The following is a 25,923-nucleotide window of genomic DNA, read 5'->3' as shown; positions in this document are numbered from 1 at the left end:
ATCATGGAAGCAGTTTCCCCCACCATCATCAACCTGATTATTTTTGTCCTGGCCATCTACGTGGGCTACCACGTGGTGTGGACCGTCACGCCGGCCCTGCACACGCCGCTGATGGCGGTGACCAACGCGATCTCGGCCATCGTGATCGTGGGCGCCATGCTCGCGGCCGCGCTGACCGAAACGCCGCTGGGCAAGACCATGGGTGTGCTGGCCGTCGCGCTGGCGGCCGTCAACATCTTCGGCGGCTTCCTGGTCACGCGCCGGATGCTGGAGATGTTCCGCAAGAAAGAAAAGAAAGCCGCTGCGCCCGCTGAAGGAGCCGCCAAATGAGCATGAACCTCGTCACGCTGCTGTACCTGGTGGCCTCGGTTTGTTTCATCCAGGCGCTCAAGGGCCTGTCGCACCCCACCAGCTCGATACGCGGCAACCTGTTCGGCATGGTGGGCATGGCCATTGCCGCGCTGACCACGGCCGCGCTGATCGTCGAAATCTCGGGCGGCAAGGCCCTGGGCATGGGCTATGTTCTGTTGGGCCTGGTGGTCGGCGGGGGCTACGGCGCTTGGCGCGCCAAGACGGTCGAGATGACCAAGATGCCTGAGCTGGTGGCCTTCTTCCACAGCATGATCGGTCTGGCCGCGGTCTTCATCGCCGTGGCTGCCGTGGCCGAGCCCTATGCTTTCGGCATCGCGGCCAAGGGCAACCCCATCCCCACCGGCAACCGGCTGGAGCTGTTCCTCGGCGCGGCCATTGGCGCCATCACCTTCAGCGGCTCGGTGATCGCCTTCGGCAAGCTGTCGGGCACTTACAAGTTCCGCCTGTTCCAGGGTGCGCCGGTACAGTTCGCCGGCCAGCACAAGCTGAACCTGGTCCTGGGCCTGCTGACCATAGGCCTGGGCCTGGTGTTCATGTTCACGGGCAGCTGGCCCGCCTTCTTCGCGATGCTGGCGCTGAGCTTCGTGATGGGCGTGCTGATCATCATCCCGATCGGCGGCGCCGACATGCCGGTGGTGGTGTCCATGCTCAACAGCTACTCGGGCTGGGCGGCGGCGGGCATCGGCTTTTCGCTCAACAACTCCATGCTGATCATTGCCGGCTCGCTGGTCGGCTCGTCGGGCGCCATCCTCTCGTACATCATGTGCAAGGCGATGAACCGCTCCTTCTTCAACGTGATCCTGGGCGGCTTCGGCGGCGAGGCCGGCACGGCCGCCGCGGGCGCCAAAGAGCAGCGTCCCGTCAAGTCGGGTTCCGCCGACGATGCCGCTTTCATCCTGGGCAATGCCGAGACCGTGATCATCGTGCCCGGCTACGGCCTGGCGGTGGCGCGCGCGCAGCACTCGGTGAAAGAGCTCGCGCAAAAACTCATCGACAAGGGCGTCAACGTCAAGTACGCGATCCACCCGGTGGCCGGCCGCATGCCGGGTCACATGAACGTGCTGCTGGCCGAGGCCGAAGTGCCCTACGACCAGGTGCACGAAATGGAAGACATCAACGCCGAGTTCGGCCAGGCCGACGTGGCCATCATCCTGGGCGCCAACGACGTGGTGAACCCCGCCGCGCACGTCAAGGGCAGCGCCATCTACGGCATGCCCATCCTGGAGGCCTACAAGGCCAAGACGGTCATCGTCAACAAGCGCTCCATGGCGGCCGGCTACGCGGGCCTGGACAACGAACTCTTCTACATGGACAAAACCATGATGGTCTTCGGCGACGCCAAAAAGGTCATTGAAGACATGGGCAAGGCTATCGAGTAAGCCAGGAAGCTGTTTTCGACCGCCGGGTTTTCCGCGGCCCTTGCGCTGCGGGCCCTCCGGTTTAGAGGAGCTTCCCTTCTGATTTCCCGGGCTTCCTAGGGAAAACGCAATAGCCACGAAGAGGGCATGCCATGAGAATCCATGGCTGTAAGCAAAACGTAATGGAGAAGACAAACATGAATGCAGCGACCATTGACCGCCCATGGCTCAAGGCCTACCCGCCGGGCGTTCCCACCGACATCGACGCGTCGCAATACCCGTCGCTGGTGGCCCTGATGGAGGAAAGCTTCAAGAAGCACGGCAGCCGCGTCGCTTACAGCTTCATGGGCAAGGACGTCACCTTCGCCCAGACCGACAGCTTGTCGCAGGCTTTCGGCGCCTACCTGCAAAGCCTGGGCCTGGCCAAGGGCGACCGCGTCGCCATCATGATGCCCAACGTGCCGCAGTACCCGGTGGCCGTGGCCGCCATCCTGCGCGCCGGCTACGTAGTGGTCAACGTCAATCCGCTGTACACGCCGCGTGAACTCGAGCACCAGCTCAAGGACTCGGGCTCCAAGGCCATCGTCATCATCGAAAACTTCGCCAACACGCTGGAGCAGTGCATCGCCGCCACGCCGGTCAAGCATGTGGTGCTGTGCGCCATGGGCGACCAGCTCGGCATGCTCAAGGGCGCGCTGGTCAACTACGTGGTGCGCAACGTCAAGAAAATGGTGCCGGCCTTCAACCTGCCCGGCGCCGTGCGCTTCAACGACGCGGTCGCGCAAGGCACGCGCCTGACCCTCAAGCGCCCCGACATCAAGCCCGACGACGTGGCCGTGCTGCAGTACACCGGCGGCACCACCGGCGTGTCCAAGGGCGCGGTGCTGCTGCACCGCAACGTGATCGCCAACGTGCTGCAGTCCGAGGCCTGGAACGGTCCGGCCATGGCCAGCCTGCAGGCCGGCCAGCAGCCCGTTTACGTCTGCGCGCTGCCGCTGTACCACATCTTCGCCTTCACCGTGAACATGATGCTGGGCATGCGCACCGGCGGCAAGAACATCCTGATCCCCAACCCGCGCGACCTGCCCGCGGTGCTCAAGGAACTGTCCAAACACAAGGTCAACAGCTTCCCGGCCGTCAACACGCTGTTCAACGGACTGGCCAACCACCCGGACTTCAACACGGTGGATTGGTCGCACCTGAAGGTGTCGCTGGGCGGCGGCATGGCCGTGCAAAGCGCGGTGGCCAAGCTGTGGCTTGAAAAAACCGGCTGCCCGGTCTGCGAGGGTTACGGACTGTCCGAGACCTCGCCTTCGGCCAGCTGCAACCCGACCAACAGCAAGGCCTTCACCGGCACCATCGGCGTGCCGATTCCCGGCACTTACTTCAAGCTGCTCGACGACGACGGCAATGAAGTGCCGCAGGGCCAGCCCGGCGAGATCGCCATCAAGGGCCCGCAAGTCATGGCCGGCTACTGGCAGCGCCCCGACGAAACCGCCAAGGTCATGACGCCCGACGGCTACTTCAAGTCCGGCGACATCGGCGTGCTGGATGAAAACGGTTTCTTCAAGATCGTCGACCGCAAGAAGGACATGATCCTCGTGAGCGGCTTCAACGTCTACCCGAACGAGATCGAGGACGTGGTGGCCAAGCTCGACGGCGTGATGGAATGCGCCTGCGTGGGTGTGGCCGACGAGAAATCCGGCGAAGCCGTGAAGCTGGTGATCGTCAAGAAAAACCCGGACCTCACCGAAGCCCAGGTGCGTGAATACTGCAAGACCAACCTGACCGGCTACAAGCAGCCCAAGGTGGTGGAGTTCCGCACCGACCTGCCCAAGACACCGGTCGGCAAGATTTTGCGCCGCGAGTTGCGCGATAAAAAATAAGCCAGTGGCCAACAAGTTTTTAGAGCCTGCAAAGGTTTTCTAAGGGCGGCGCGAGTCGCCCTTTTTTACGCCTGTGCTTTGTGGGCACAATCCTGCCATGCCAATGTCCCAGACCGCCTCAAGCTCCCCGGCCCCCGTCGCCATCCTCAGCGCCCTGTTGCAGGAGCAGCAAGGCCTCATGGAGCTGCTGCACCAGCCGCGCAAGGTGACGCACGCCGGCCGCGACTTCTGGCTTGGCGACCTGCACGGCAGGCCGGTGGTGCTGGCCCTGTCGAAGATCGGAAAGGTGGCGGCCGCCACCACCGCGACCGCGCTGATCGAGCGTTTTGGCGTGCGCCGCATGGTCTTCACCGGCGTGGCCGGCGGCTTGGGCTCGGGAGTGAATGTCGGCGACGTCGTGGTGGCCAGCGATTTTGTGCAGCACGACCTCGATGCCTCGCCGCTGTTCCCGCGTTATGAAGTGCCGCTGTACGGCCGCAGCCGCTTTGAGGGCGACGCGGCGCTCACGGCGCTGCTGTTCAATGCGGCCTCGGCGGCGCTCGGTGACGGCGGCGCCAGCGCGGCCTTTCCGGGTGCGCGCGTTCACCGGGGCTTGATTGCGAGCGGCGACCGGTTTGTCTCTGGCGCCGGCGAGTCGCGCAGCCTGCATGCCGCGCTCACGGGCGCAGGCCACGCGGTGCTCGCGGTCGAGATGGAGGGCGCTGCCGTGGCGCAGGTCTGCCACGACTACGGCGTGTCCTTTGCCGCCGTGCGCACCATCTCGGACCGCGCGGACGACAGCGCGCATGTGGACTTCCCGCGTTTTGTCGAGGAAGTGGCCAGCCGCTATGCGCACGCCATCATGGAGCGGCTGCTGCTGTCGCTGGAGCCGTAATCGCAGCGGGATCAGCCCGCGCCGTGGCACTTCTTGTATTTTTTCCCGCTGCCGCAGTGGCAAAGGTCGTTGCGTCCCGGCGTGGCCTCAACCCGCACCGTCTCGACCTTGGGACCCATCGTCTTCCACAGCTCGCGCAGGTCGTACACCGCCCAGATGGCTTCGCCGAAGGCATTGAGCCGGGCAATGCTGGTGCTGGGCGCGCCGTCTTCGCTCAGGGGTGAGACCTCGGGCGCGGCCGTGTCGTCCTCGGTCATGGCCACCACGGCCTGTAGCGCGCCGTCCAGCCATTTGGCGGCATCCTTGTCGCGCGGGGCCGTCCATTCGTCGGGCCAGCTCTCGACCGCGAACATAAAGCCCAGCGCCCAGACCTGGGCAAAGGCCGGCAGGTCTTCACCCTTGAAGGCGGCGCGCTCTTCGGGCGCCATCTCGGCCACGGCGCCGCGTATGTCCATTACTTCGGGGTGGTAGCAGTTGTCGTCTTCCAGCGAATCGACTTCGGCATCGAGCGCGGTTTCGACTTCCTGCCAGCGCCGGTTCCACAGCGTGAGGAAGCGCTCACCTTGTTCGGTGCTCGCGAAGGAGCCGCCTTCCGGGTCCGGCGCCTCGCCTTCAGCGGGCACGGCCAGCAGCACGGGCAGGTATTCCGCGGCGGCGATGGGGCGGCGCGAACAGACCACGGCGGCCATGAAGCCTTCGCAGAATTCCCACTGCGGCGTCTCGTCGTAGCGGGTGCGCAAGTCGTCGAGGATGGCGTCGAGCGCGTCGAAGTCCTCGGCTTCCAGGAAAGCCGGCTCCGCCGAGGATGCTGGGGAGGAAGTGGTTTTGGGGGTGGGCTTCATGAAAAACAGTCCTGAGCCTCACGCGAGGCTCTTATGATGCAAAGTGTATCTGCCGCATCGCGGTTATTTTGCCCCTCTCCTCACAGAAGCGCCACCATGTTCCTCCAGCGTCTGGATGCCCGGTTCCCGGTCCGTTACTCCTTCATGGCGCTGTGCGCATTGGGTGCCTTGCTGGCGTTGTTCAGCCTGCTTGCCTTCGGCGTGGGCTGGCTGGCGCTGCTGGTTTGCCTCGCGTTGGTCGGGGTGGGTGTGCGCGACCTGCGGCAGACCCGGCATGCGGTGCTGCGCAACTACCCGGTCATAGGCCACATGCGCTTTCTGTTCGAGTTCATCCGGCCCGAGATGCGCCAGTACTTCATCGAAAGCGACAGCGAGGCCACGCCTTTTTCGCGCGCCCAGCGTTCGCTGGTCTACCAGCGCTCCAAGGGCGAGCCCGACAACCGGCCTTTCGGCACACAGCTCGACGTGGGCGCGCAGGGTTATGAGTGGGTCAACCATTCAATGGCGCCGACCAAGCTGGCCTCGCACGACTTCCGCGTCTGGATAGGCGGCTCACCCGAGCATCCTTCGCCTTCGGTCGAACCCTGCACCCAGCCCTACCATGCCAGCGTGTTCAACATCTCGGCCCTGAGCTTCGGCTCGCTCTCGGCCAACGCCATCATGGCGCTCAACAAGGGCGCCAAGCTGGGCGGCTTTGCGCACGACACGGGCGAGGGCTCGATCTCGCAGCACCACCGGCTGCACGGCGGCGACCTGATCTGGGAAATCGGCTCGGGCTATTTCGGCTGCCGCAACGAGGACGGCAGCTTCAGCGAAGAGCGCTTCGCGGCCAACGCGCAAGACCCGCAGGTCAAGCTGATCGAACTCAAGATGAGCCAGGGCGCCAAGCCCGGCCACGGCGGCATCCTGCCCGGCCCCAAGGTCACCTCAGAAATCTCGGCGGCGCGCGGCGTGCCGCAGGGCAAGGACTGCATCTCGCCCTCCAGCCACAGCGCGTTTTCCACGCCGGTCGAGATGATGCATTTCATCGCCAGGCTGCGAAAGCTCTCGGGCGGCAAGCCGACCGGCTTCAAGTTCTGCATAGGCCATCCCTGGGAATGGTTCGCCATCGTCAAGGCCATGCTGGAGACCGGCATCACGCCGGACTTCATCGTGGTGGACGGCGCCGAGGGCGGCACCGGTGCCGCGCCCGTTGAGTTCACCGACCATGTGGGCGCGCCGCTGCAGGAGGGCCTGCTGCTGGTGCACAACACGCTGATCGGCGTGAACCTGCGCAGCCGTGTTTCCATAGGCGCGGCCGGCAAGGTGGTCAGCGCCTTCGACATGGTGCGGCTCATGGCGCTGGGCGCCGACTGGTGCAACGCCGGGCGCGGCTTCATGATGGCACTGGGCTGCATCCAGGCGCAGAGTTGCCATACCGGCAAATGCCCGACCGGCGTCACCACGCAGGACCCGGTGCGCCAGCAGGCGCTGGTGGTGCCCGACAAGGCCGAGCGCGTGCGCAACTTCCACCGCAGCACCCTGCACGCGCTGCAGGAGCTGGTGCAGGCCGCGGGCCTGTGCCACCCGCGCGAGGTCAACGCCCACCACATCGTGCGGCGCCTGACCGACACCGAGGTGCGGCTGCTCAGCAACCTCATCATGCAGGTGGAACCCGGCGCGCTGCTGGGCTCGCTGGAAAAACAGAACACCGTGTTCAGCTACTACTGGCCGCTGGCCAGCGCGCACAGCTTTCGCGCCAACGGCGCCGCCATGCAGGCGCCGGCCGGGCCCGACGGCGCGACAGCCGCTTCGCCGGTGCATGCGTAGCTTGCCCGGCTGGCGGGGCTCCGGCATTTTTCCCCGGTTTTCCCGCTTTTGATATTTTCCGGAGCGCCCTACACTCCCTCGTCGGCCTGTCTGGCCCAAATTTCTTCCACCCATCACTTCAAGATCTTTCATGGCAGTCAAAAAATTCCTGGCGGTAGTTCTTCTGGCCGCTCTGGCCTGCACCGGTGCGCATGCGGCGGAAGCCCGCCTGGCCCTGCTGATCGGCAACGCGGCCTACAAGCCGACACCCCTGCGCACCCCCGTCAACGACATGCGCCTGATGGAAGCTGCCTTGAAGGATGCCGGCTTCACCGTGATGAAGGCCGAGAACGCGTCTCTGCGTGACATGCGCCGGCTGGTGCGTGATTTCGGCGACCGGCTCAAGGCCGACGGCGGCGTCGGCCTGTTTTATTTCGCCGGCCACGGCGTGCAGGTGCGCGGCGAAAACTTCCTGGTTGGCACCGATTCCGACATGCGCCGTGAAGACGAGGTGGCCGACGATTCGCTCAACGCCAACACCATCCTGGAGAAGATGCAGACCGCGGGCAACCGCGTCAACCTCGTGATCCTGGACGCCAGCCGCAGCAGCCCCTTTGCCGTGAAGTCGCGGTCGGCCGTTGAGGGATTGGCCGGCATGCGCGCGCCGGGCGGCTCGCTGGTGGCGCATTCCACGGCGCCGGGCTCGGTCGCGCCGGAGGGCACGGGCCGCAACGGGCTTTACGCCGAAAACCTGGCCAGGACGATTCGCCTCCCGGGCCTGCCGGTCGAGGAAGTTTTCAAGCAGGTGCGCAGCGCCGTTCGCAAGCAAAGCAACAACCTGCAAAACCCCTGGGAGAACATGGCGCTGGAGGGGCAGTTTGCCTTCAACGGCCTGCCCACGGCGAGCCGTCCCGACACCGCGACGATGGAGCTGGCTTTCTGGGAAAGCGTCAAATCCAGCAACCAGCCGGCCGAACTGCAGGCCTATCTGTCGCAATACCCTGAGGGCGTGTTTGCAAGCCTGGCTCAAGTGCGAATGGCGCAGCTGAAGGCGGGCGGACCCACCACCGCATCGGCATCGGCCGCGGAGGGTGGCCTGATTGGCACCTTGGACCTGATCGACGGCTTCAGCAAACAGAAACGCAAAATGGATGTGAGGACTGTTGATACCGGCAGCACGCGGAAGGGGTACTCCACCGGTGACATGATCTCCGACCAGGGCCAGGTTCTCCAGCTGCGTGTCGGCGAACACGTGCTGCGTGTGACCGGCGGTGCCTTGTGGACGGTGCCACTGCAGGACCAGGCCTCCGGACAGGCCTTGGTGGAACAGGTCGACACCGGCTATCGCGCGCGCGGAACATTCCGCTGGACAGCCACGCCCATAGGCCAGGGAAAGGTCCGCGTGGATGGGACGGTGGCCTACTCCTCGCCAACCCCCCTCAATGCGAAGCCGGTCTATATGTACGGCAAATGGACGTCCACCTACAGTGCCGGACGCGAGCTGGCGGACACCAGCAGTGCGCGGCTGCGAAGCGAGATTCCATTGTTCACCAACATCATGAGCACGGAGCTCAAGTTTCGCTAGCCGTACGCGATCACTCTCTGGATTTCCACCATGACTCCACGCCTGTTTCTCTTCCTGATTGCGGTATTTTTCTGGAGTCAGCCTGCGGCGGCACAAGGAACTCCCGAGCCGAAACTGGCCTTGCTGATCGGCAACGCGGCCTACAGGCTGGCGCCGTTGCGCACGCCTGTCAACGATGTGCGCCTGATGGAAAACGCCTTGAAGGAAGCCGGCTTCACCGTGATGAAGGCTGAGAACACGTCCCTGCGTGACATGCGCCGGCTGGTGCGTGATTTCGGCGACCGGCTCAAGGCCGGCGGCGGTGTCGGCCTGTTTTATTTCGCAGGTTACGGCGTGCAGGTGCGCGGCGAGAATTTTCTGGTCTCCACCGATTCCGACACGCGCCGTGAAGACGAGGTGGCCGACGATTCGCTCAATGCCAACACCGTGCTGGAGAAGATGCAGACCGCGGGCAACCGCGTCAACCTCGTGATCCTGGACGCCAGCCGTGCCAGCCCCTTTACCGTGAAGTCGCGGTCGGCCGTTGAGGGCCTGGCCGGCATGCGCGCGCCGGGTGGCTCGCTGGTGGCGCACTCCACGGCGCCGGGCTCGGTCGCGCCGGAGGGCACGGGCCGCAACGGGCTTTACGCCGAAAACCTGGCCCGGGCGATTCACCTCCCGGGCCTGCCGGTCGAGGAGGTCTTCAAGCAGGTGCGCAGCGCCGTTCGCAAGCAAAGCAATGACCTGCAAACTCCCTGGGAAAACACGGCGCTGGAAGGGCAGTTTGCCTTCAACGGCCAACCCGCTGTGAACCGTCCCGATACCGCGACGCTGGAGCTGGCTTTCTGGGAAAGCGTCAAATCCAGCAACCAGCCGGCTGAACTCCAGGCCTATCTGTCGCAATACCCCGAAGGCGTGTTTGCAAGTCTGGCCAAAGTGCGAATGGCGCAGTTGAAAGCAGGTGGGCCGATTGCCGCATCGGCGGACGGCGGCCTGCTGGGCACGCTGGAGATGACCGATAGCTTGACCAAACAAAAACGCAAACTGGACGTGAAGACCGTCGATACCGGCAGCACCCGGAAGGGGTACTCCACCGGCGATGTGATCTCCGACCAGGGTCAGGTTCTCCAACTGCGTGTCGGGGAACATGTGCTGCGTGTGACCGGCGGTGCCTTGTGGACGGTGCCACTGCAGGACCAGGCCTCCGGGCAGGCTTTGGTGGAACAGGTCGACGCCGGCTATCGCGCGCGTGGGACCTTCTACTGGACGGCCACACCCATAGGCCAGGGCAAGGTCCGCGTGGATGCAAAGGTATCGTATTCCTCGCCAGTCCCCGCCAGCTTGAAGCCGGTTTATATCCATGGCAAATGGACATCCACTTACAGCGCCGGGCGCGAACTGGCGGACTCCTCAAGCTCCGTGATGAGAAGCATGGGATCCTCCGCCACCAATTTGATGACCACCGAACTCAAGCTCCGCTAGCCGGACCTAATATCTCTCTGGATTTTCACCATGACCCCACGCCTGTTTCTCTTCCTGATCGCAGTATGTTTCTGGAGCCAGCCTGCGGCGGCACAAGGGGCTCCCGAGCCGAAACTGGCCTTGCTGATCGGCAACGCCACCTACAGGCTGGCACCGCTGCGCACGCCTGTCAACGATGTGCGCCTGATGGAGGCCGCCTTGAAGGAAGCCGGCTTCACCGTGATGAAGGCCGAGAACGCGTCCCTGCGCGACATGCAGCGGCTGGTGGGCGATTTCGGCGACCGGCTCAAGGCCGGCGGCGGTGTTGGTTTGTTTTATTTCGCCGGCCACGGCGTGCAGGTGCGCGGCGAAAATTTCCTGGTCTCCACCGATTCCGACACGCGCCGTGAAGACGCGGTGACCAACGACGCGCTCAACGCGAGCACCATCCTGGAGAAGATGCAGGCCGCGGGCAACCGCGTCAACCTCGTGATCCTGGACGCCGGCCGCGAGAACCCTTTTACCGTCAGGTCGCCATCGCCCTCCGAGGGCCTGGCCGGCATGCGCGCGCCTAGCGGCTCGCTGGTGGCGTATTCCACCGCGCCGGGCTCGGTCACGCCCGATGGCCCAGGCCGCAACGGCCTTTACACCGAAACGCTGGCCAGGGCGATTCGCCAGCCGGGCCTGCAGGTCGAGGACGTCTTCAAGCAGGTGCGCACTGTCGTTCGCAAGCAAAGCAACAACCTGCAGATCCCCTGGGAAAACACGGCGCTGGAAGGGCAGTTCTCCTTCAGCACCCAACCCGCATTGGGCCGTCCCGATACCGCGGCGCTGGACCTGGCTTTCTGGGAAAGCGTCAAATCCAGCAATTCCTCGGCCGACCTCCAGGCCTACCTGTCGCAATACCCCCAGGGCGCGTTTGCCGGCCTGGCGCAAGCCCGGCTTGTGCAGCTGAAGGCGGCCGAATTGAGCAAGGCGTCGGCGCCCGCCGTGTCCGAACTTGTGGGCACGCTGGTGAGCAACGACAGGGCTTACGGCCAGAAGAGTTCGGTCGCCGTCACGATCAGCCAGCGCAACGACCAGCGCACTGTGTATTCATCGGGCGACATCATTGCCAGCGGTGGCCGCATCGAGCAATTGCGGGTGGGCGATGTGGTGGTGAAAGTCACGTCGGGCTCACTCTGGACCTTGCCCGCCAAAGCCGGTGCCAAGGGAGAAGCCCGCATTGAACGGCTGAACGCCGGATCGCGCTCGCTCGGCAAGATGACCTGGAGCTCGGTCGATGCCGGCGGCGGCAAGACCCGCATCGATGCCAGCGTGGCCTATCACTACCGCTACCTGGGCGTTTACGACGAGCGGGTCTATGGCAAATGGACGGCAACTTACAGCGACCAGCGGGACTTGCCGGATTCGACCTCGGGACGGCTGGAGGGCCTGATGGGCGGGCGTAATGTGGTGTCAACCGAGTTCACGCTGCGTTAAGCCAGCAGGCACGGCAGAACAGCGTTTACATTGCGCTTTGAGCCCGGGCCCCGCTGGCAAGAATCCTTTTTTTCATCGACAGGATGTGCCTGTCCTTGCTTAACAGCAGGGCCTTGTGCGTGATCGCAAGGTCGATGAACTTCTGGTCGTCCGCGTCGCGGCAGGTCAGGGCCGATTTGCCGGGCGCATCGCACAAGCGAACCGCCGCGTCGAAGGCCGAGAGAACCTCCTCCGCGGTGAGCCGGTAAAACGCAAGGCGCGTCACGATCTGCGGATAGGCAAGCACGCGTTCAAGTTCGTCACGCATGGCCTGTGTTGCCAGCCACTGGAATTTGCCGTCCGCCAGGGCTTGCCGCAATGGCGCGGCGGCCGCATCGGCAAACACGAGAATGTCCAGGACGATGTTGGTGTCGATGACCACCGGTTCCCCCTGCGCAGGCAGGGCCGCGGCCGACTGCAGCACTGCGCTCACGGTTTGTCTGGCGAATCGGTCGGCGAATCGGCACCCGCTCCGCCGGCCGGCTTGCCGCGCGCCGAGCCGGCCACCATGTCGAAGCGGAACAGCCGGCATTCGATCGGACCGTTCCACATGGGCACGCGGCGCGATTCTTTCAGGCGCATCTTGCCGGGCAGCTTGAGGTCAGGCGTCAGCACGTGGGCCGTCCAGCCCGCGTAGTTTTTCTTCCAGTGCGCGGCCAGCTGTGGAAAGAAGTCGGCCGCTTCCTCGCCCCAGGCGTTTTGCGCCTGCTCGCGGCCGGGGTTGGCCGAGCGGTCGCGCGAAGTTTCGAAGGCGGGCTCTTCGCGGCTGTCGCCGCCATCGGGGTTCAAGGGCTGGCCGAACTCGTCGATGGGCTGGTTGCGGTGGTCGTGCTGGACGTCCCGGCTTTGCTGGCGCCGCTGGTCGCGGCCCTGCACACCGGTGATGCCGGCCACACCGGCCACGTCGATGCGCTCGCCATAGGGCGGGTTCACCAGCATCACGCCCGAGGGCGCGGGCGGCATGCGCTGCAGCGCGTCGCCGCCGCGGAATTCCACCGCGTTGGCCACGCCGGCACGCTCGGCATTGCGTTCGGCGAAGTCGACCATGCGGAAGGACACATCGCTGCCGAACACCGGCGCCGTGGGTTCGGTGATGGCGGCCTCGGCCTGGTCCAGCAGGCCGTCCCACACATGGCCCTGGAAGGGCAGGTATTTCTGGAAGGCGAAACGGCGGTTGATGCCGGGCGCGATGTTGCAGGCGATCTGCGCCGCCTCGATGGCGATGGTGCCCGAGCCGCAGCAAGGGTCGTAGAGCGGCACGCCGTCCTTGCACAGCTGGTCCCAGCCGCTGGCGGCGATCATCGCGGCGGCCAGGGTTTCTTTGAGCGGCGCATCACCCTTGTCTTCGCGCCAGCCGCGCTTGAAGAGCGGTTCGCCCGAGGTATCGATGTAAATCGTGACGGTGTCGGTCGTCAGGTGCACATAGACGCGCACGTCGGGCCAGCGCGTGTCGACGCTGGGCCGCACGTCGTCGAACTTGGCGCGAAAACGGTCGGCGATCGCATCCTTGATCTTCAGTGCCGCGAAGTTCAGGCTTTGCAGCGGGCTGTGCTGGGCGGTGATCTCGACCTTGAAGGTCTGCTTGGGCGTGAACCAGATTTCCCAGGCCACGTTGGCCGCGGCGTTGTACAGGTCTTGTTCACTGCGGTACTGGTTGTGCTGCAGCTCGATCAGCACGCGCTGTGCCAGGCGGCTGTGCAGGTTGAGCTGCAGCGCGTCGCGCCAGGAAGCCTGCAACTGCACGCCGGCGCGCCAGGCCTTGCCGTCGATACCGGTGACGCGCTTGACCTCGGTGGCCAGCAAGGTTTCAACGCCCGCGGCGCACGGTAAAAATAACTGGAGCTGGTTCATGTCGGATTCTTCAAAGGACTGCTGGAAATTCGATTATCGGGATGCCGGGCAAGGCGCACGGAGCGCAGGAACCGGAATGCACTTGCGGTGCATGAGGATTCCGGGCACCGCGCAACGCCGCCATGCGCCCGAGAATCGGAGTTATAGCGATTTGCGCAAATTAGCTGGGGCGATGCGCAGCGCCTCGCGGTACTTGGCCACGGTGCGGCGCGCGCATTCAATGCCCTGCTCCTTGAGCATTTCGGAAATCTGGTTGTCGCTGAGCGGCTTTTTCAGGCTCTCGGACGAGACGAATTGCTTGATCAGCGCGCGCACCGCGGTGCTGGAGGCGTTGCCGCCGGTTTCAGTGCCCAGGGCGGAGCCGAAGAAGTACTTGAGCTCAAAGGTGCCGAAGGGCGTGCCCATGTACTTGGCGGTGGTCACGCGCGAAATCGTGGATTCATGCAGGCCCAGCTCGTCGGCGATCTCGCGCAGCACCAGCGGGCGCATGGCGAGCTCGCCGTGCGTGAAGAAGTTTTTCTGCCGCTCGACGATGGCGCTGCTCACGCGCAGGATGGTGTCGAAGCGCTGCTGGATGTTCTTGATGAACCAGCGCGCCTCCTGCAGCCGTTGCTGCAGCGCCTGGCCGCCCTGGCCCTTGTGCTGCTTGAGGGCGTTGGCGTAGATGTCATGCACGCGCAGGCGCGGCATCACGTCGCCGTTGAGCGAGACCTTGAAACCGCGGCCCGACTTCACGACGATGACGTCGGGCACGATCAGGTTGCGCTCCACGTTCACGAAGCGGCGGCCGGGTTTGGGGTCGAGACGGCCTATCACGGCGATCGCGCCCCGGACGGCGGCTTCGGTGAACCCGCACAGGTGCGACAGGCGTTTCACGTCGCGTTTGGCCAGCAGCTCCATGGGCTGCTTGCACATGGCGATGGCGGCGCGGGTCTCCTCGCAGTCCTTGCAGTCCAGCAGCTGCAGGCCCAGGCATTCGGCCAGGTTGCGCGCGCCCACGCCGGCAGGCTCCATGTGATGCAGCAGCTTGAGCGCCATGGCAAAACGCTGCTCGAGGTCCTCGGCCTGTTCCAGGTCGTCGCCGGCCAGGCCCGCCGCGAGCGAGGCCAGGCTGTCTTCGAGGTAACCGTCGTCGTTGAGCGACTCGATCAGGAAATGCAGGGCCGCGCGGTCTTCTTCGGACAGACGCAGGCCCAGCGACTGGCGGTGCAGGTGGTCTTGCAGCGACTCGTGGGCGCCGGTCAGGTCGGAGGCCTCGGTGTCGCCCTCGTCGTTGTTGTTCTTGCGCGCCGGCGCATCGCTGCCCCATTCGCTGTCGTCGGGCGTGGTTTCCACCGTGCCGTCGCCTTCCCAGCTTTCCTCGAGCTTGGGCTCCGCGCTGACCTCGGCATCGGCGGGGGCCGAAGTCCCGGCATCCTCCGCGCCGCCGCCCGTCGAATCCGCCGCGGATTCAAACTCGCGGCTGTCCTGGCTGACCGGCGTGTTGAGGTGCTCCAGCCCGAACTCTTCGCGCACCGCCGTTTCTTCGGCCACCTCGAGAAACGGGTTTTCGTCGAGCATCTGCTCGACTTCCTGGCTCAGCTCAAGCGTCGACAGCTGCAACAGCCGTATCGACTGCTGCAGCTGGGGCGTCAGCGCAAGATGCTGCGAGACGCGTAATGACAGGCCTTGCTTCATCTCAAAGATTTCTGACGGGAGAGCAGAAAGAGTTCAAGCAGGGGCCGCGGAACTGGCTTTGCCAGGCCGCAGGCGCCGCCCCCTCGGGGGGGAGGGAGCTACACGAAGTGAGCGACAACAGGGGGAGTGTCATCCTACATCTTGAAGTGTTCACCGAGATAGACGCGGCGCACATCGGCGTTGTTCACGATCTCGGAGGGCGTGCCCTGGGCCAGCACGTGGCCGTCGCTGATGATGTAGGCGTGGTCGCAGATGCCCAGCGTCTCGCGCACGTTGTGGTCGGTGATCAGCACGCCGATGCCGCGCGACTTCAGGAAGCCGATGATGCGCTGGATCTCGATCACGGCGATCGGGTCAATGCCGGCAAAAGGCTCGTCAAGCAAGATGAAGCGCGGCTGGGTGGCCAGGGCGCGCGCGATCTCGACGCGGCGGCGCTCGCCGCCCGACAGCGCCGGCGCCGGCGAATTGCGCAGGTGGTCTACCCGCAGGTCCTGCAGCAGGCCGTCCAGCCGCGACTCGATCTCGGCACGGCCCAGCGGCTTGCCGTTGGTGCCCAGCTGCAGTTCGAGCACGGCGCGCACGTTTTCCTCCACCGTGAGCTTGCGGAAGATCGAGGCTTCCTGCGGCAGGTAGCTCAGGCCCAGGCGGGCGCGCAGGTGAATCGGCATGTGCTCGACCGACTGGCCGTCGATGGAAATCTCGCCCGCGTCGGCGCGCACCAGGCCCACGATCATGTAGAACGAGGTGGTCTTGCCGGCGCCGTTGGGGCCCAGCAGGCCCACGACCTCGCCTTTTTGCACGGCCACCGAGACGTCCTGGACGACCTTGCGGCTGCCGTAGGATTTTTGCAGCCCTTGCGCAACGAGGCGGCTGGGGGTGGCGGCGGGGGCCGCCGAAGTGTCAGTCACCACATCCATCTGTGAAAGGTTCTTTCTAGTTCTTTTCAGTGCCCAGCGTGGTGCTGGGGCGCAGGGCGGCGGGCGGGGCCGCGGGTACGCTGGCCGGGGCCGACGCGGCGGCGCGCGGCGACAGCATGGCGCGTATCCGGCCGCTCGGGTTGGCGGCGGTCTTGTTCTGCGCGCCGCCGTCCACGGTGAAGACGTCGGTGTTGTTGTCGTAGACGATCACGGCGCCGGTGGTTTCATCCACCAGGGTGGCGCCGTTGTAGCGGCGCACCACGGCGCGCGTGATGAATTTGACGAGGTCGGCGCGGCTGTCGTATTCGATGCGCTCGCCTTCGCCTTCGATGTATTCGTCCACGCCGTCGCGCTTTTTCCGGTAGAAGGCCAGCTTGCCGGGCGCCGCGATGGAGACCGCCTGCTGGTAGCCCTCGGGGTCCTGCATGACGTCGACCCGCGCGCCGCGCACGATGGTCGTGCCCTTGGTGATCACCACGTTGCCGGTGAACACGCTGGTCTGCTTGAGGTCGTCATAGCGCAGGGCGTCGGCCTCCGCGTTCATGGGCTTGTCCCGGTCGGCTTTTTCAGCCCAGGCCGGAAATGCCGCCCCCAGCGCCAAAGCGGCCGGCAGGATGAGGGAATAAAGGGGGTGTTTCATAAGGCACGAATCTTGCTGCTTTGGGGTTCGGCCATTGTAGCCATGCAAGCTGCGGGAATGGCTTGCACGGGGAATATTAGGGGCATAAAAAAACCCGCCTGGAATGCGGCGGGTTTTTGGGCGGCGGGCCGTTGCGGCCCCGGACGCCTTATTTGGCCTTGCCGCGCGACTGCGCGATCAGCGCGTCCGTGACCTGCAGGGCGCGGGTCATGCTCTGGGCCAGGGTGGCCGAGGTGTAATAGCGCCCGGCAATGCCCAGGGCCGGCACGCCGTCGACCTTGTAGATGTCCTGCAGCTGCGTGGCCTTGCGGGCCTTGGTGGTGACCGTGAAGGAGTTGTACATCTCGACGAACTTGGCCTTGTCGAGGCCTTGTTTCTCGGCCCAGGTGGTGATGGAGTCGGCATTGGCGAGCGCAAGTTTTTCCACGTGGATGGCGTAAAACACCTTTTTGTGGAGCTCCTCGACCTTGCCCATGGCTTCCAGCACGTAAAAAAGACGCTGCTGGGGTTCGAAATCAGGGCGGAAGGCCACCGGCACGCGCCGCACGGTCACATCCTTGGGCGCCTGCTTCATCCAGGCCTCGAGCTGCGGCTCGAAGGCATTGCAGTGTGGGCAGCTGTACCAGAAGAACTCGACCACCTCCACCTGGCCCGCGGGGACCTCGGTGGGCGCCGGCTTGTCCAGCGTCAGGTAATCGGCGCCGTCCTTGAAGGCCCTGGCCTGGGCTTGCGCCAGCGAGGGCAGGGCGATGCCGCCCAGGGTGGCGGCGGCAGCCGAAGCGGCTGTAAACGAAAACTCACGGCGTTGCATCAGATTCTTCTCCTGGTATGACGGAAATGGTGGGTAAACCGCCCCTCCGGACGGCAGCCCTCAAGGTGCGGGGCACAGGGGTTTGTACACCCGCGTCGTGAAAAGTTCAGCTTATCGGCGGTCGGGGTTCAGCGCTGTACGCGGACCAGCGCGGTTTCGATGGAATTGTTGTCCAGCCGTTCCTTGGCCTTGTCGGCGTCTTCCTTTTTATCGAAAGGCCCGAGGCGCACGCGGTACACGGTGCGGCCGGCCTGCTCGCGCTCGGTGACCTTGGCCTGCATGCCCAGCAGCAGCAGCTTGGCGCGCTGCTGTTCGGCGTCTTCGGGCGTGCGGAAGGCGCCGGCCTGGATGAAGTAGCTGAAAGGGTCCACGCCCGGGCTGGACGACAGGCCTTCGACCTTGGCCTTGGCCAGGTCGCCCAGCGGGTCGGCCGCGGGGGCCGGCTTGGCGGCGGCGGTTTTAGCGGGCGCCGAAGCCGCGGCCTTGGAGCCGGCGGACGGGTCGGGAACGGCGACACTGGGCGTTTCGGCGGGGCCTTGGGCAGGCGCCGGCGGCTTGGGCTGGTTTTTGCCGGCCAGCGGCGCGTTCGGGTTCCAGTCCTTGTTCTTCTTGGCTTCCGCGGCATCGCTGTCGGGGTTGCGCGCCTGGCTCTTGTTCATGAAAGGCACGGGCACCTTGGTGATGTAGACCGCCACGGCCAGCGCGGCGCCCAGGCCGATCAGCGCGCCAATCACCAAACCCAGCAGGGTTCCGCCTTTTTGAGTGTTCATTCCCTTGCCCACGTTCATTGTCTTGTCCTGAAAATTAGGGTGCTGCCGCCTGCTTGCATTACATCTTGCGCGGGGCGCTCACGCCCAGCACCGCGAGGCCATTGTGCAACACCTGCGCGGTTGCCGCGACCAGCGCCAGCCGGGCGCGCTTGACGGCCTCGTCGTCGACCAGGATGCGCTCGGCATCGTAATAGCTGTGGTAACTCGCCGCGAGTTCGCGCAGGTAAAACGCGACGTCGTGCGGCGCCAGGCCGGCTGCCGCATTGGCCAGCATCTCGGGGTATTTGGCGAGCAGCAGCATCAGTGCCTGGGCTTGGGGGCTGTCCAGCGCCGACAGGTCGGCCGACTTCAGGCTGGCTTCGTCGCCGCCCTGGCCGGCCCAGGTGGTGAGGATGGAACAGATGCGCGCATGCGCGTACTGCACGTAGTACACCGGGTTCTCGTTGTTCTTGGCCAGGGCCAAGTCGATGTCGAAGATGTATTCGGTGTCGGGCTTGCGGCTCAGCAAAAAGAAACGCACGGCGTCGGCGCTGGTCCATTCAATCAGGTCGCGCAGCGTGACGTAGCTGCCGGCGCGCTTGGAGATCTTGACTTCTTCGCCGTTGCGCATCACGCGCACCATGGTGTGCAGCACGTAGTCGGGGTAACCCTGCGGAATGCCCTCGCCGGCGGCCTGCAGCCCGGCGCGCACGCGGGCGATGGTGCCGTGGTGGTCCATGCCCTGGATGTTGATCGCCTTGCCGAAGCCGCGCTCCCATTTGGCCAGGTGGTAGGCCACGTCGGGCACGAAATAGGTGTAGCTGCCGTCGCTCTTTTTCATCACGCGGTCTTTGTCGTCGCCGTAGTCGGTCGACTTCAGCCACAGCGCGCCGTCCTGCTCGTAGGTCTTGCCGGCGTTCTTGAGCCTGGCCACGGTGGCATCGACGCGGCCCGAGCTGTACAGGCTGGACTCGAGGTAGTAGTTGTCGAACTTGACCGAGAAGGCTTTGAGGTCCAGGTCCTGCTCATGGCGCAGGTAGGCCACGGCGAACTGGCGTATCGAGTCCATGTCGTCCACGTCGCCCGAGGCGGTGAATTCGCGGTCGTCCGCGCTGACCGTCTTTTTCGCCAGGAAGTCGGCCGCGATGTCGGCGATGTAATCGCCGTTGTAGGCCGACTCGGGCCAGCCGGCGTCGCCGGGCTTGAGGCCTTTGGCGCGCGCCTGCGTGCTGCTGGCCAGGGTCTGGATCTGCACGCCCGCGTCGTTGTAATAGAACTCGCGCCACACCTGCGCGCCCTGGGTGGCGAACAGGTTGCAGATCGCATCGCCCAGCGCGGCCTGCCGGCCGTGGCCCACGTGCAACGGCCCGGTCGGGTTGGCCGAGACGAACTCGACGATCATGCGCCGCCCGCTGTCGGCAGCCTGCGTGCCGTAGGCGGCGCCGGCCTGCAGCACTTCGCGGACGGTCTCCTGCTTGGCGGCGGGCTTCAGGCGGATGTTGATGAAGCCGGGGCCGGCGATCTCGATGGCGTCCACCCAGCGTTCAAAGGCCGGGGCCTTGAGCAGAAGGGTGCGCAGGCTTTCGGCGACCTGGCGCGGGTTGAGCTTGAGCGGCTTGGCCAGCTGCATGGCGGCCGTGCAGGCGAGGTCGCCGTGGGCCGCCACCTTGGGGGATTCAAACGCGGCCTTGTCGCCCGCGCCGGGGGAAAGTTCTTCCAGGCCCGCGGCCAGGGCCGTGAGCAGGTCTTTTTTAATCGAGAGCATGAGGCGATTTTACGGTTAAGCCATGCGCCGTCTGGTGCCCGCGGACCACCGGCCATCGAATTCGACGTAGCCAAGCCCGTCCTTCTGTGTTTGAATTCCACGGGGATTTCGATTTCGGTTTCCCTCGTTTACCTCTGGGATGCAACTATGAAAAAACTATTGACCCTGGTCGCTATGACCTTTGCCATGTCCATGGGCTTGTCGGCCACGGCCCACGCGGCGGGCGCCGAAGCTGATTGCGCAGCCAAGTCGGCCGAGAAAAAGCTGGCCGGCGCCGCCAAGGCCAGCTTCGAGAAGAAATGCGTTCGCGATGCCGCCGCCGCGCCCAGCCCCGCCTGCGAGAAGTCCGCTGCCGACAAGAAGCTTGCCGGCGCCGCCAAAAACTCGCATATCAAGAAATGCATGGCCGACGAGAAGAAGGCCTCGGCCCCCGCCGCCGCTGCGCCCGCTGCCGCCAAGCCGGCTGCGGCAGCTTCGGCCAAGAAGTAAGCGGCCAGAGGCGGCATCGCCGCCCTAGTCCTGCAGCAAGCGCTCCCTGGCCGCCTGCTTGACGGCCTGCGTCAGCCGCTGCGCCGCCAGCGGTTCACGTGTCCAGTGCTGCCAGTACAGCCGCACGTCGACCGCGCAGCCCGGCAGCACTTCCTGCAGCGGCGGGCGGTGGGTGCGTGCCGCCAGCAGGATGTCGGGCACCATGCCCCAGCCCATGCCGAGTTCCAGCGCGAGCTCGAAGGCATCGACGGCCGGCACGAAGTGGCGCGGGTAGAGCGCGTCTTTCAGTTTGAAATGCTGCGCCAGGAAGGCGTCCTGCAGCGCGTCCTTGCGGTTGAAGATCACGGCCGGGCTGGCCAGCAGGCGGTGGGCCAGGCGGTTCGGCCCCGCCGCATTGCCGCCCGCCGCGGGTTCGTTCCACTGCGCGACCAGCGCCGGCGAGGCCATGCAGCGGTAGCGCATCACGCCCAGCGGTTCGGCGACGCAGCCGCGCATGGCCTGGGCCAGTGTGGTCACGCATCCGGTGACGTCGCCGCTTTTGAGCGCGTCGTGGGTGTGGTCCTGGTCGTCCACCACCACGTCGAGCAGCAGGCCATGCCCCTGCAGCACAGTCGCCACGCCCGGTAAAAACCAGCTGCTCAGGGAATCGGCATTTACCGCCACGCTGAGGCTTTGCAGGCGCCCGGCCTTGCCGCCGCCCTGCAGGCCTGTCAGCAGGTCGGACTCCATCAGCCGCAGTTGCCGCACATGGCCGAGCAGCGCCTGGCCGGCCGGCGTCGCGCGCACCTGCTTGCCGCGCACCAGCAGGCGCTGGCCGAGCGCGCCCTCCAGCGATTTGATGCGCAGGGACACGGCGGCCAGCGTCAGGCTCAGGGCTTTGGCGGCGTCGCCGAAGCTGCCGTGTTCGATCACGGCGGCCAGGGCGTCCAGTTGTCGGGCGTCGAGCATGTCTGATTTGTCAAGTATTAATTGATCAAAGCTAGTTTTAGTTAATTTTGTTTAATCATTATGGGCTTTGCGGGAGACTGCGTACAGAACTGATATCTCAAGAATCAAGAAGAACCCATGAACCCCCTTGCCGCCCCCGCTTTCCTGACCGGTATGGTCCTGAGCCTCTCGTTGATCATGGCCATAGGCCCGCAAAACGCCCACGTGATACGCATGGGGCTGCTGCGCCAGCACCTGTGGCTCACGGTCGCCGTCTGTGTGCTGACCGACGTGGCGCTGATCGGCCTGGGCGTGATGGGGCTGGCGCAGCTGGGCGGCCTGTCCGACAAATTGCTGGGCGCGATGACGGGCGCGGGCGCGCTGGTGCTGCTGGTGTATGGCGCGCAGGCGATGCGGCGGTTTTTGCAGCCGGCGCCGCAGGCGGCCGACGGCGCGCCGATCACGGCCGAGGCCATTTCGCGCCGCAAGGCCATCGGCCTGGCGCTCGCGCTGTCCTGGCTCAATCCGCATGCGTGGCTGGACACGGCCATCGTCATCGGCACGGCCTCGCTGGCCTATGCGCAGCCCGACAACGCGGTCTTCGGCCTGGGCGCCATCACCGGTTCGCTGCTATGGTTCACAGGTTTGGGCGTGGCCTTGTGGTGCGTGGGGCGCCGGCTTAATTCACCGGCCGTATGGCGCGCCATGGATTTGCTGGTCGCGCTGATGATGTGGGGTACCGCTTTTTGGCTGGTGCGCGGTTTACTCTAGCCGAAGCCCCGGGCCAGAAACACCGCCGCCAGCGGAATGAAGGGCAGGATGTGCGCCTGCACCATCACCAGCCGGCGTGCTTTCTTGATCTCGGGCGCGTCGGGCAGGGCGCCGCTGGCGCGCAGCGTGCGCCGCCAGCGCACAAACATCAAGGTCGGTTTGACCGAGACCAGGCCTATCACCAGGAACATCGCCAGCTTTAGATAGAGCAGCGGGTTGTGGGCATACCAGGCCGCGCCCTTGCTGCCCAGGAATACGCGCGCCAGGCCGGTCAGCAAGACCAGGCCCGCGGAGATGCCGTACACCATGTCGATCTTGCCCAGCCGCTCGACCACGGCAGCGTTCAGCCATTCGACGCGGCACAGCGCCGCTTCGCTCGCGAGAAAAACCACCATGGTGAGGATGGCCAGCAGGTGGGCATAGGCCAGGAGGGATTCGAGAGTCATCGCAAGATCCTTTTTCAGTCTCGGTTGGGGATGGGCGTCAGGGCTTGGGGGCCGCCGGCGTGCGCCAGAACTCCGCCTGGCTGTAATGGTGCTTCAGGAAGTCTACCCATAGGCGCACCCGCAGCGGCAAATGCTTGCGTTGCGGGAACACGGCGTAAATGCCGTTGGGCGGCGCGGCAAAGTCTTCCAGCACCGCCGTCAGCCGGCCGGCGGCGATCTCCGATTCGACTTCCCAGGTGCTGCGCCAGGCGATGCCGCAGTCGGCCAGGCACCAGTCGTGCAAAACCTGGCCGTCGGAGCAATCCAGCGGCCCGCCCGGCTTGAGGTGCACCAGCTCGCCGCCCACCTGAAAGGCCCAGCCGCGCGTCTGCGAGGCGTCGCTGGACAGCGTGAGGCAGTCAAAGCGCGCCAGCTCGCTGGGGTGCTGCGGCGTGCCGTGGGTTTTGAGGTAGCGCGGCGTGGCCACGCACAGGCGCCGGTTGTCGGCCATGCGCACACTGACCAGCGAGGAATCGGGCAGGTCGCCCACGCGCACCGCGCAGTCAAAGCCCTCGCCCGCCAGGTCCACCACGCGGTCACTGAGGTTCAGCGAGATGGTGACGTCGGCATGCTGCTCGCGGAATTTGGTCACCAGCGGCGCGACGTGGCGCCGCCCAAAGCCCGCCGGCGCCGTGACGCGCAAATGGCCGCTGGCCTTGACGCCGCCGGCCGACACGCTGGCTTCGGCGTTGGCCAGGTCGGCCAGCAGGCGCTGGCAGTCCTCGAGGAAAGCGCTGCCTTCATGCGTGAGCGCGATGCGCCGGGTGGTACGCACCAGCAGCTTCACACCCAGCCGTTCTTCCAGCGCGTCCAGCCGCCGGCCCATGATGGCGGGGGCCACGCCCTCGGATTTGGCGGCCGCCGTCAGGCTGCCGCGCGCCACCACCGAGACAAAGGATTCCAGCTGTTTGAGTTTGTCCATGCCTGTTCATTATGCGCATGAATGTCAGTAATCGACACGCGATTGACCCTTATTCCCCTTGTTGGGCTTACCTCAGCGCGTGATGCCCGCAGCCTGGAGGGCTTCGATGGCCTCTTCCGGATAACCGAGTTCCTGCAGCAGCTCCCGTGTGTGTTCACCGAGCCGGGGCGGGTTCATGCGCACGCCGGGCCGCTCGCCACCCAGCGTGAGCGGCAGCAGCACGGTGGACGTGACCTGGCCCGCGCGCTCGCCGTCGGACAGGGTGATGGGCGCCAGGCCGCCGGTGGCTTTCAGGTGCGGATCCTCGAACAGGTCTTGCGGCCGCGTGATGGGCGCGAAGGGCAGCGCATGCATTTCAAACACGGCGCCCAGTTCTGCGGCGCTGTGCCCGGCCAGGTGCGAACGCAGCAGCGGCATCAGCCAGTCGCGCGCGTGCACGCGGTCGTTGTTGCTGTGCAGCCGCGGGTCGGTGCGCAGTTCCTGCAGGCCGAAGGCTTCGCAAAAAATCGCCCATTGCGTGTCGCTGACGACGGCCAGGAAAATCTGCTCGCCGTCCCGGACCGTGAACACGTCGTAAACCGCCCAGGCCGAAATGCGGCTGGGCATGGGCGCGGCGGGCTGGCCGGTCACGGCGAACTGCATCATGTGCTGGGCCACCAGGAAGACGTTGTTTTCAAACAGCGCGGACTGCACTTCCTGGCCTTTGCCGGTCCCTCTTGTTGGATGGTCGCGCGCGGCCAGCGCGGCCATGGCGCCAATGGCCCCGAACATGCCGCCCATGATGTCGTTGACGCTGCTGCCGGCGCGCAGCGGGTCGCCGGCGCGGCCGGTCATATAGGCCAGGCCGCCCATCATCTGCACCACTTCGTCGAGTGCCGTGCGGTGGTCGTAGGGGCCGGGCAGGAAACCCTTGTGGCTCACGTAAACCAGGCGCTCGTTGAGTTGCGAAAGGCTGGCGTAGTCCAGGCCCAGCTTCTTCATGGTGCCGGGCTTGAAGTTTTCGCTGACCACGTCGGCCGTCGCGACCAGTTTGAGCACCAGCTCGCGCCCCTCGGGTGTCTGCAAGTCGACGGCGATGCTTTTTTTGTTGCGGTTGAACATGGGGAAAAATCCCGCGCCCGAACCGATCAGCTTGCGGGTGTTGTCCCCGGCAATCGGCTCGACCTTGATGACCTCGGCGCCCAGGTCGGCCAGCAGCATGCCGCAGGTCGGCCCCATGACCATGTGGGTGAACTCGACCACGCGCAGGCCCGCGTAGGGCAGGGGCCTGGCTGTGGAATCGGCTTCAGGCATGCGCACCTCCCTGTACAAAACCCTTGGGCAAACCCGCCTCGGGCGTCATGCCGTAAATCGCCTCGCCCGGCAGCCCGGCCCGCAGCGGCTCACGCGCGGCCATCAGCCGGCCCAGGTCCACGCCGGTCGGAACACCCATGGCCTCGAACATGAAGACCAGGTCCTCGGTGACCACATTGCCCGACGCGCCCGGTGCATAGGGGCAGCCGCCCAGGCCGCCCAGCGAGGCATCAAAGGTGCGCACGCCTTCTTCATAGGCAGCCAGGCAGTTGGCCAGGCCCAGGCCGCGCGTGTTGTGCATATGCGCCGCGCCGGCGTGCTCGCCGATCTCCGCGCGCAGCCGCCTGAAGAGGCGCCTGACCTGCGCCGGGTTGGCATAGCCCGTGGTGTCGGACAGGCCGGCTTCGTCGGCGCCCGCGGCAATGCACTGGGCCGCCAGGCGTATCACCTCGTCCTCGGCGACTTGGCCCTGCAAGGTGCAGCCGAAGGCGGTGGAAATGCCGGCCTCGACTTTGACCTGCGGCGCGGTATCGCGGCGCAGCGCCGCAATGGCGCGCACTTCCTCCACCATCTCTTCGCGCGTCTTGCGCACATTGGCCAGCGAATGCGCGGCGCTCGCCGACACCGGCAGCGTCAGCTTGTGCACGCCGGCCGCCAGTGCCGCCTGCGCGCCGCGAAGGTTGGGCACCAGCGCCATGACCGTGAGGCCCGGCAAGGTAAGGGCGTGCCGCACCACCTCGGCCGCGTCGGCCATTTGCGGCAGCAAGCGGGCCGGCACGAACGATGCGACCTCGATTTCGCGCAGGCCGGCATCGTAGAGGGCTGTGATCCAGCGAAGTTTGTCGTCCGTCGGCATGACGGCCTTGACCGACTGCAAGCCGTCGCGCGGGCCGACTTCGCTGATCAGCACCTCCGGGCGGGTAAAGTGGGCGGGGCTTGTGCTCATGTTTGATGTTCTGT

24 protein-coding genes are annotated in these 25,923 nt (G+C 65.6%); 10 read left to right on the top strand and 14 right to left on the bottom strand.

Going from position 1 to position 25,923, the window contains the following annotated elements; all coding sequences use genetic code 11:
• Positions 1–3: 3 nt before the first annotated feature.
• The 4 genes from ACSQ27_RS19025 (at position 4) to ACSQ27_RS19010 (ending at position 4,490) form a co-directional block, all read left to right on the top strand.
• Positions 4–330, top strand: a complete 327-nt coding sequence (locus ACSQ27_RS19025; RefSeq protein ID WP_074580127.1) for an NAD(P) transhydrogenase subunit alpha — start codon at positions 4–6, stop codon at positions 328–330.
• Positions 327–1,751: an NAD(P)(+) transhydrogenase (Re/Si-specific) subunit beta gene (locus ACSQ27_RS19020; RefSeq protein ID WP_436157049.1), complete on the top strand. Its 1,425-nt coding sequence runs from the start codon at positions 327–329 to the stop codon at positions 1,749–1,751. Before ACSQ27_RS19025 ends, ACSQ27_RS19020 begins: the two co-directional genes overlap by 4 nt.
• A gap of 176 nt (positions 1,752–1,927) precedes the next feature.
• Complete coding sequence (locus ACSQ27_RS19015; protein ID WP_436157048.1) at positions 1,928–3,616, top strand: long-chain-fatty-acid--CoA ligase; 1,689 nt, start codon at positions 1,928–1,930, stop codon at positions 3,614–3,616.
• Between the two features lie 97 nt (positions 3,617–3,713).
• Entirely contained in the window at positions 3,714–4,490 is a 777-nt protein-coding gene (locus ACSQ27_RS19010; RefSeq protein WP_436157047.1) for a 5'-methylthioadenosine/adenosylhomocysteine nucleosidase, read from the top strand.
• Positions 4,491–4,501: 11 nt separating this feature from the next.
• On the opposite strand, the gene ACSQ27_RS19005 is transcribed toward ACSQ27_RS19010, so the two are convergent.
• Positions 4,502–5,332 (bottom strand): UPF0149 family protein, encoded by an 831-nt coding sequence (locus ACSQ27_RS19005; protein WP_436157046.1) that lies wholly within the window; start codon positions 5,330–5,332, stop codon positions 4,502–4,504.
• A 96-nt stretch (positions 5,333–5,428) separates the two neighbouring features.
• Between ACSQ27_RS19005 and ACSQ27_RS19000 the strand changes: the two genes are divergently transcribed.
• The 4 genes from ACSQ27_RS19000 to ACSQ27_RS18985 all read left to right on the top strand — a co-directional run bounded on the left by ACSQ27_RS19000 (position 5,429) and on the right by ACSQ27_RS18985 (position 11,627).
• Positions 5,429–7,141 (top strand): FMN-binding glutamate synthase family protein, encoded by a 1,713-nt coding sequence (locus tag ACSQ27_RS19000; protein WP_436157045.1) that lies wholly within the window; start codon positions 5,429–5,431, stop codon positions 7,139–7,141.
• Between the two features lie 130 nt (positions 7,142–7,271).
• On the top strand, positions 7,272–8,705 hold the full coding sequence (locus ACSQ27_RS18995) for a caspase family protein (RefSeq protein WP_436157044.1): 1,434 nt from the start codon (positions 7,272–7,274) through the stop codon (positions 8,703–8,705).
• Between the two features lie 30 nt (positions 8,706–8,735).
• A complete protein-coding gene (locus ACSQ27_RS18990; RefSeq protein WP_436157043.1) occupies positions 8,736–10,166 on the top strand; it encodes a caspase family protein in 1,431 nt (476 codons plus the stop codon).
• A gap of 30 nt (positions 10,167–10,196) precedes the next feature.
• Positions 10,197–11,627: a caspase family protein gene (locus ACSQ27_RS18985; protein WP_436157042.1), complete on the top strand. Its 1,431-nt coding sequence runs from the start codon at positions 10,197–10,199 to the stop codon at positions 11,625–11,627.
• A gap of 25 nt (positions 11,628–11,652) precedes the next feature.
• Here ACSQ27_RS18985 and ACSQ27_RS18980 read toward each other — a convergent pair whose 3' ends face one another.
• From ACSQ27_RS18980 to argS, 8 genes are all read right to left on the bottom strand, one after another.
• Complete coding sequence (locus ACSQ27_RS18980; RefSeq protein ID WP_436157041.1) at positions 11,653–12,048, bottom strand: putative toxin-antitoxin system toxin component, PIN family; 396 nt, start codon at positions 12,046–12,048, stop codon at positions 11,653–11,655.
• Positions 12,049–12,095: 47 nt separating this feature from the next.
• Positions 12,096–13,517, bottom strand: coding sequence for a THUMP domain-containing class I SAM-dependent RNA methyltransferase (locus tag ACSQ27_RS18975; protein WP_436157040.1), 1,422 nt, complete (start codon positions 13,515–13,517; stop codon positions 12,096–12,098).
• Positions 13,518–13,658: 141 nt separating this feature from the next.
• Entirely contained in the window at positions 13,659–15,194 is a 1,536-nt protein-coding gene (locus ACSQ27_RS18970) for an RNA polymerase factor sigma-54 (RefSeq protein ID WP_436157039.1), read from the bottom strand.
• A gap of 134 nt (positions 15,195–15,328) precedes the next feature.
• Positions 15,329–16,111: an LPS export ABC transporter ATP-binding protein gene (lptB, locus tag ACSQ27_RS18965; protein WP_436157038.1), complete on the bottom strand. Its 783-nt coding sequence runs from the start codon at positions 16,109–16,111 to the stop codon at positions 15,329–15,331.
• 16 nt (positions 16,112–16,127) lie between these two features.
• A complete protein-coding gene (gene lptA / locus ACSQ27_RS18960; protein WP_436157037.1) occupies positions 16,128–16,751 on the bottom strand; it encodes a lipopolysaccharide transport periplasmic protein LptA in 624 nt (207 codons plus the stop codon).
• A gap of 148 nt (positions 16,752–16,899) precedes the next feature.
• Positions 16,900–17,562 carry a thiol:disulfide interchange protein DsbA/DsbL gene (locus tag ACSQ27_RS18955; RefSeq protein ID WP_436157036.1) on the bottom strand — a complete coding sequence of 221 codons (663 nt, stop codon included), beginning with the start codon at positions 17,560–17,562 and terminating at the stop codon, positions 16,900–16,902.
• Positions 17,563–17,690: 128 nt separating this feature from the next.
• Positions 17,691–18,332, bottom strand: coding sequence for an SPOR domain-containing protein (locus ACSQ27_RS18950; RefSeq protein WP_436157035.1), 642 nt, complete (start codon positions 18,330–18,332; stop codon positions 17,691–17,693).
• A gap of 58 nt (positions 18,333–18,390) precedes the next feature.
• Positions 18,391–20,076, bottom strand: coding sequence for an arginine--tRNA ligase (gene argS / locus ACSQ27_RS18945; protein ID WP_436157034.1), 1,686 nt, complete (start codon positions 20,074–20,076; stop codon positions 18,391–18,393).
• A gap of 147 nt (positions 20,077–20,223) precedes the next feature.
• Between argS and ACSQ27_RS18940 the strand changes: the two genes are divergently transcribed.
• Complete coding sequence (locus ACSQ27_RS18940) at positions 20,224–20,565, top strand: hypothetical protein (protein ID WP_436157033.1); 342 nt, start codon at positions 20,224–20,226, stop codon at positions 20,563–20,565.
• A 24-nt stretch (positions 20,566–20,589) separates the two neighbouring features.
• Here ACSQ27_RS18940 and ACSQ27_RS18935 read toward each other — a convergent pair whose 3' ends face one another.
• Positions 20,590–21,513, bottom strand: coding sequence for an HTH-type transcriptional regulator ArgP (locus ACSQ27_RS18935; RefSeq protein WP_436157032.1), 924 nt, complete (start codon positions 21,511–21,513; stop codon positions 20,590–20,592).
• A gap of 117 nt (positions 21,514–21,630) precedes the next feature.
• Between ACSQ27_RS18935 and ACSQ27_RS18930 the strand changes: the two genes are divergently transcribed.
• On the top strand, positions 21,631–22,263 hold the full coding sequence (locus ACSQ27_RS18930) for a LysE/ArgO family amino acid transporter (protein ID WP_436157031.1): 633 nt from the start codon (positions 21,631–21,633) through the stop codon (positions 22,261–22,263).
• Here ACSQ27_RS18930 and ACSQ27_RS18925 read toward each other — a convergent pair.
• The 4 genes from ACSQ27_RS18925 to ACSQ27_RS18910 all read right to left on the bottom strand — a co-directional run bounded on the left by ACSQ27_RS18925 (position 22,260) and on the right by ACSQ27_RS18910 (position 25,909).
• Positions 22,260–22,709, bottom strand: coding sequence for a DUF2214 family protein (locus ACSQ27_RS18925; protein WP_436157030.1), 450 nt, complete (start codon positions 22,707–22,709; stop codon positions 22,260–22,262). The genes ACSQ27_RS18930 and ACSQ27_RS18925 overlap by 4 nt on opposite strands.
• A gap of 37 nt (positions 22,710–22,746) precedes the next feature.
• Positions 22,747–23,670, bottom strand: coding sequence for a LysR family transcriptional regulator (locus tag ACSQ27_RS18920; RefSeq protein WP_436157029.1), 924 nt, complete (start codon positions 23,668–23,670; stop codon positions 22,747–22,749).
• 72 nt (positions 23,671–23,742) lie between these two features.
• Positions 23,743–24,963, bottom strand: a complete 1,221-nt coding sequence (locus ACSQ27_RS18915) for a CaiB/BaiF CoA transferase family protein (RefSeq protein ID WP_436157028.1) — start codon at positions 24,961–24,963, stop codon at positions 23,743–23,745.
• On the bottom strand, positions 24,956–25,909 hold the full coding sequence (locus ACSQ27_RS18910; protein ID WP_436157027.1) for a hydroxymethylglutaryl-CoA lyase: 954 nt from the start codon (positions 25,907–25,909) through the stop codon (positions 24,956–24,958). The genes ACSQ27_RS18915 and ACSQ27_RS18910 overlap by 8 nt, the downstream gene beginning before the upstream one ends.
• Positions 25,910–25,923: the final 14 nt, after the last annotated feature.

It is taken from the genome of Polaromonas sp. LjRoot131 (assembly GCF_964252805.1).
Lineage (GTDB): Bacteria > Pseudomonadota > Gammaproteobacteria > Burkholderiales > Burkholderiaceae_C > Polaromonas.
The sequence above is the reverse complement of the archived record's forward strand: the minus strand, read 5'-3'. Positions and strand labels throughout refer to the sequence as shown.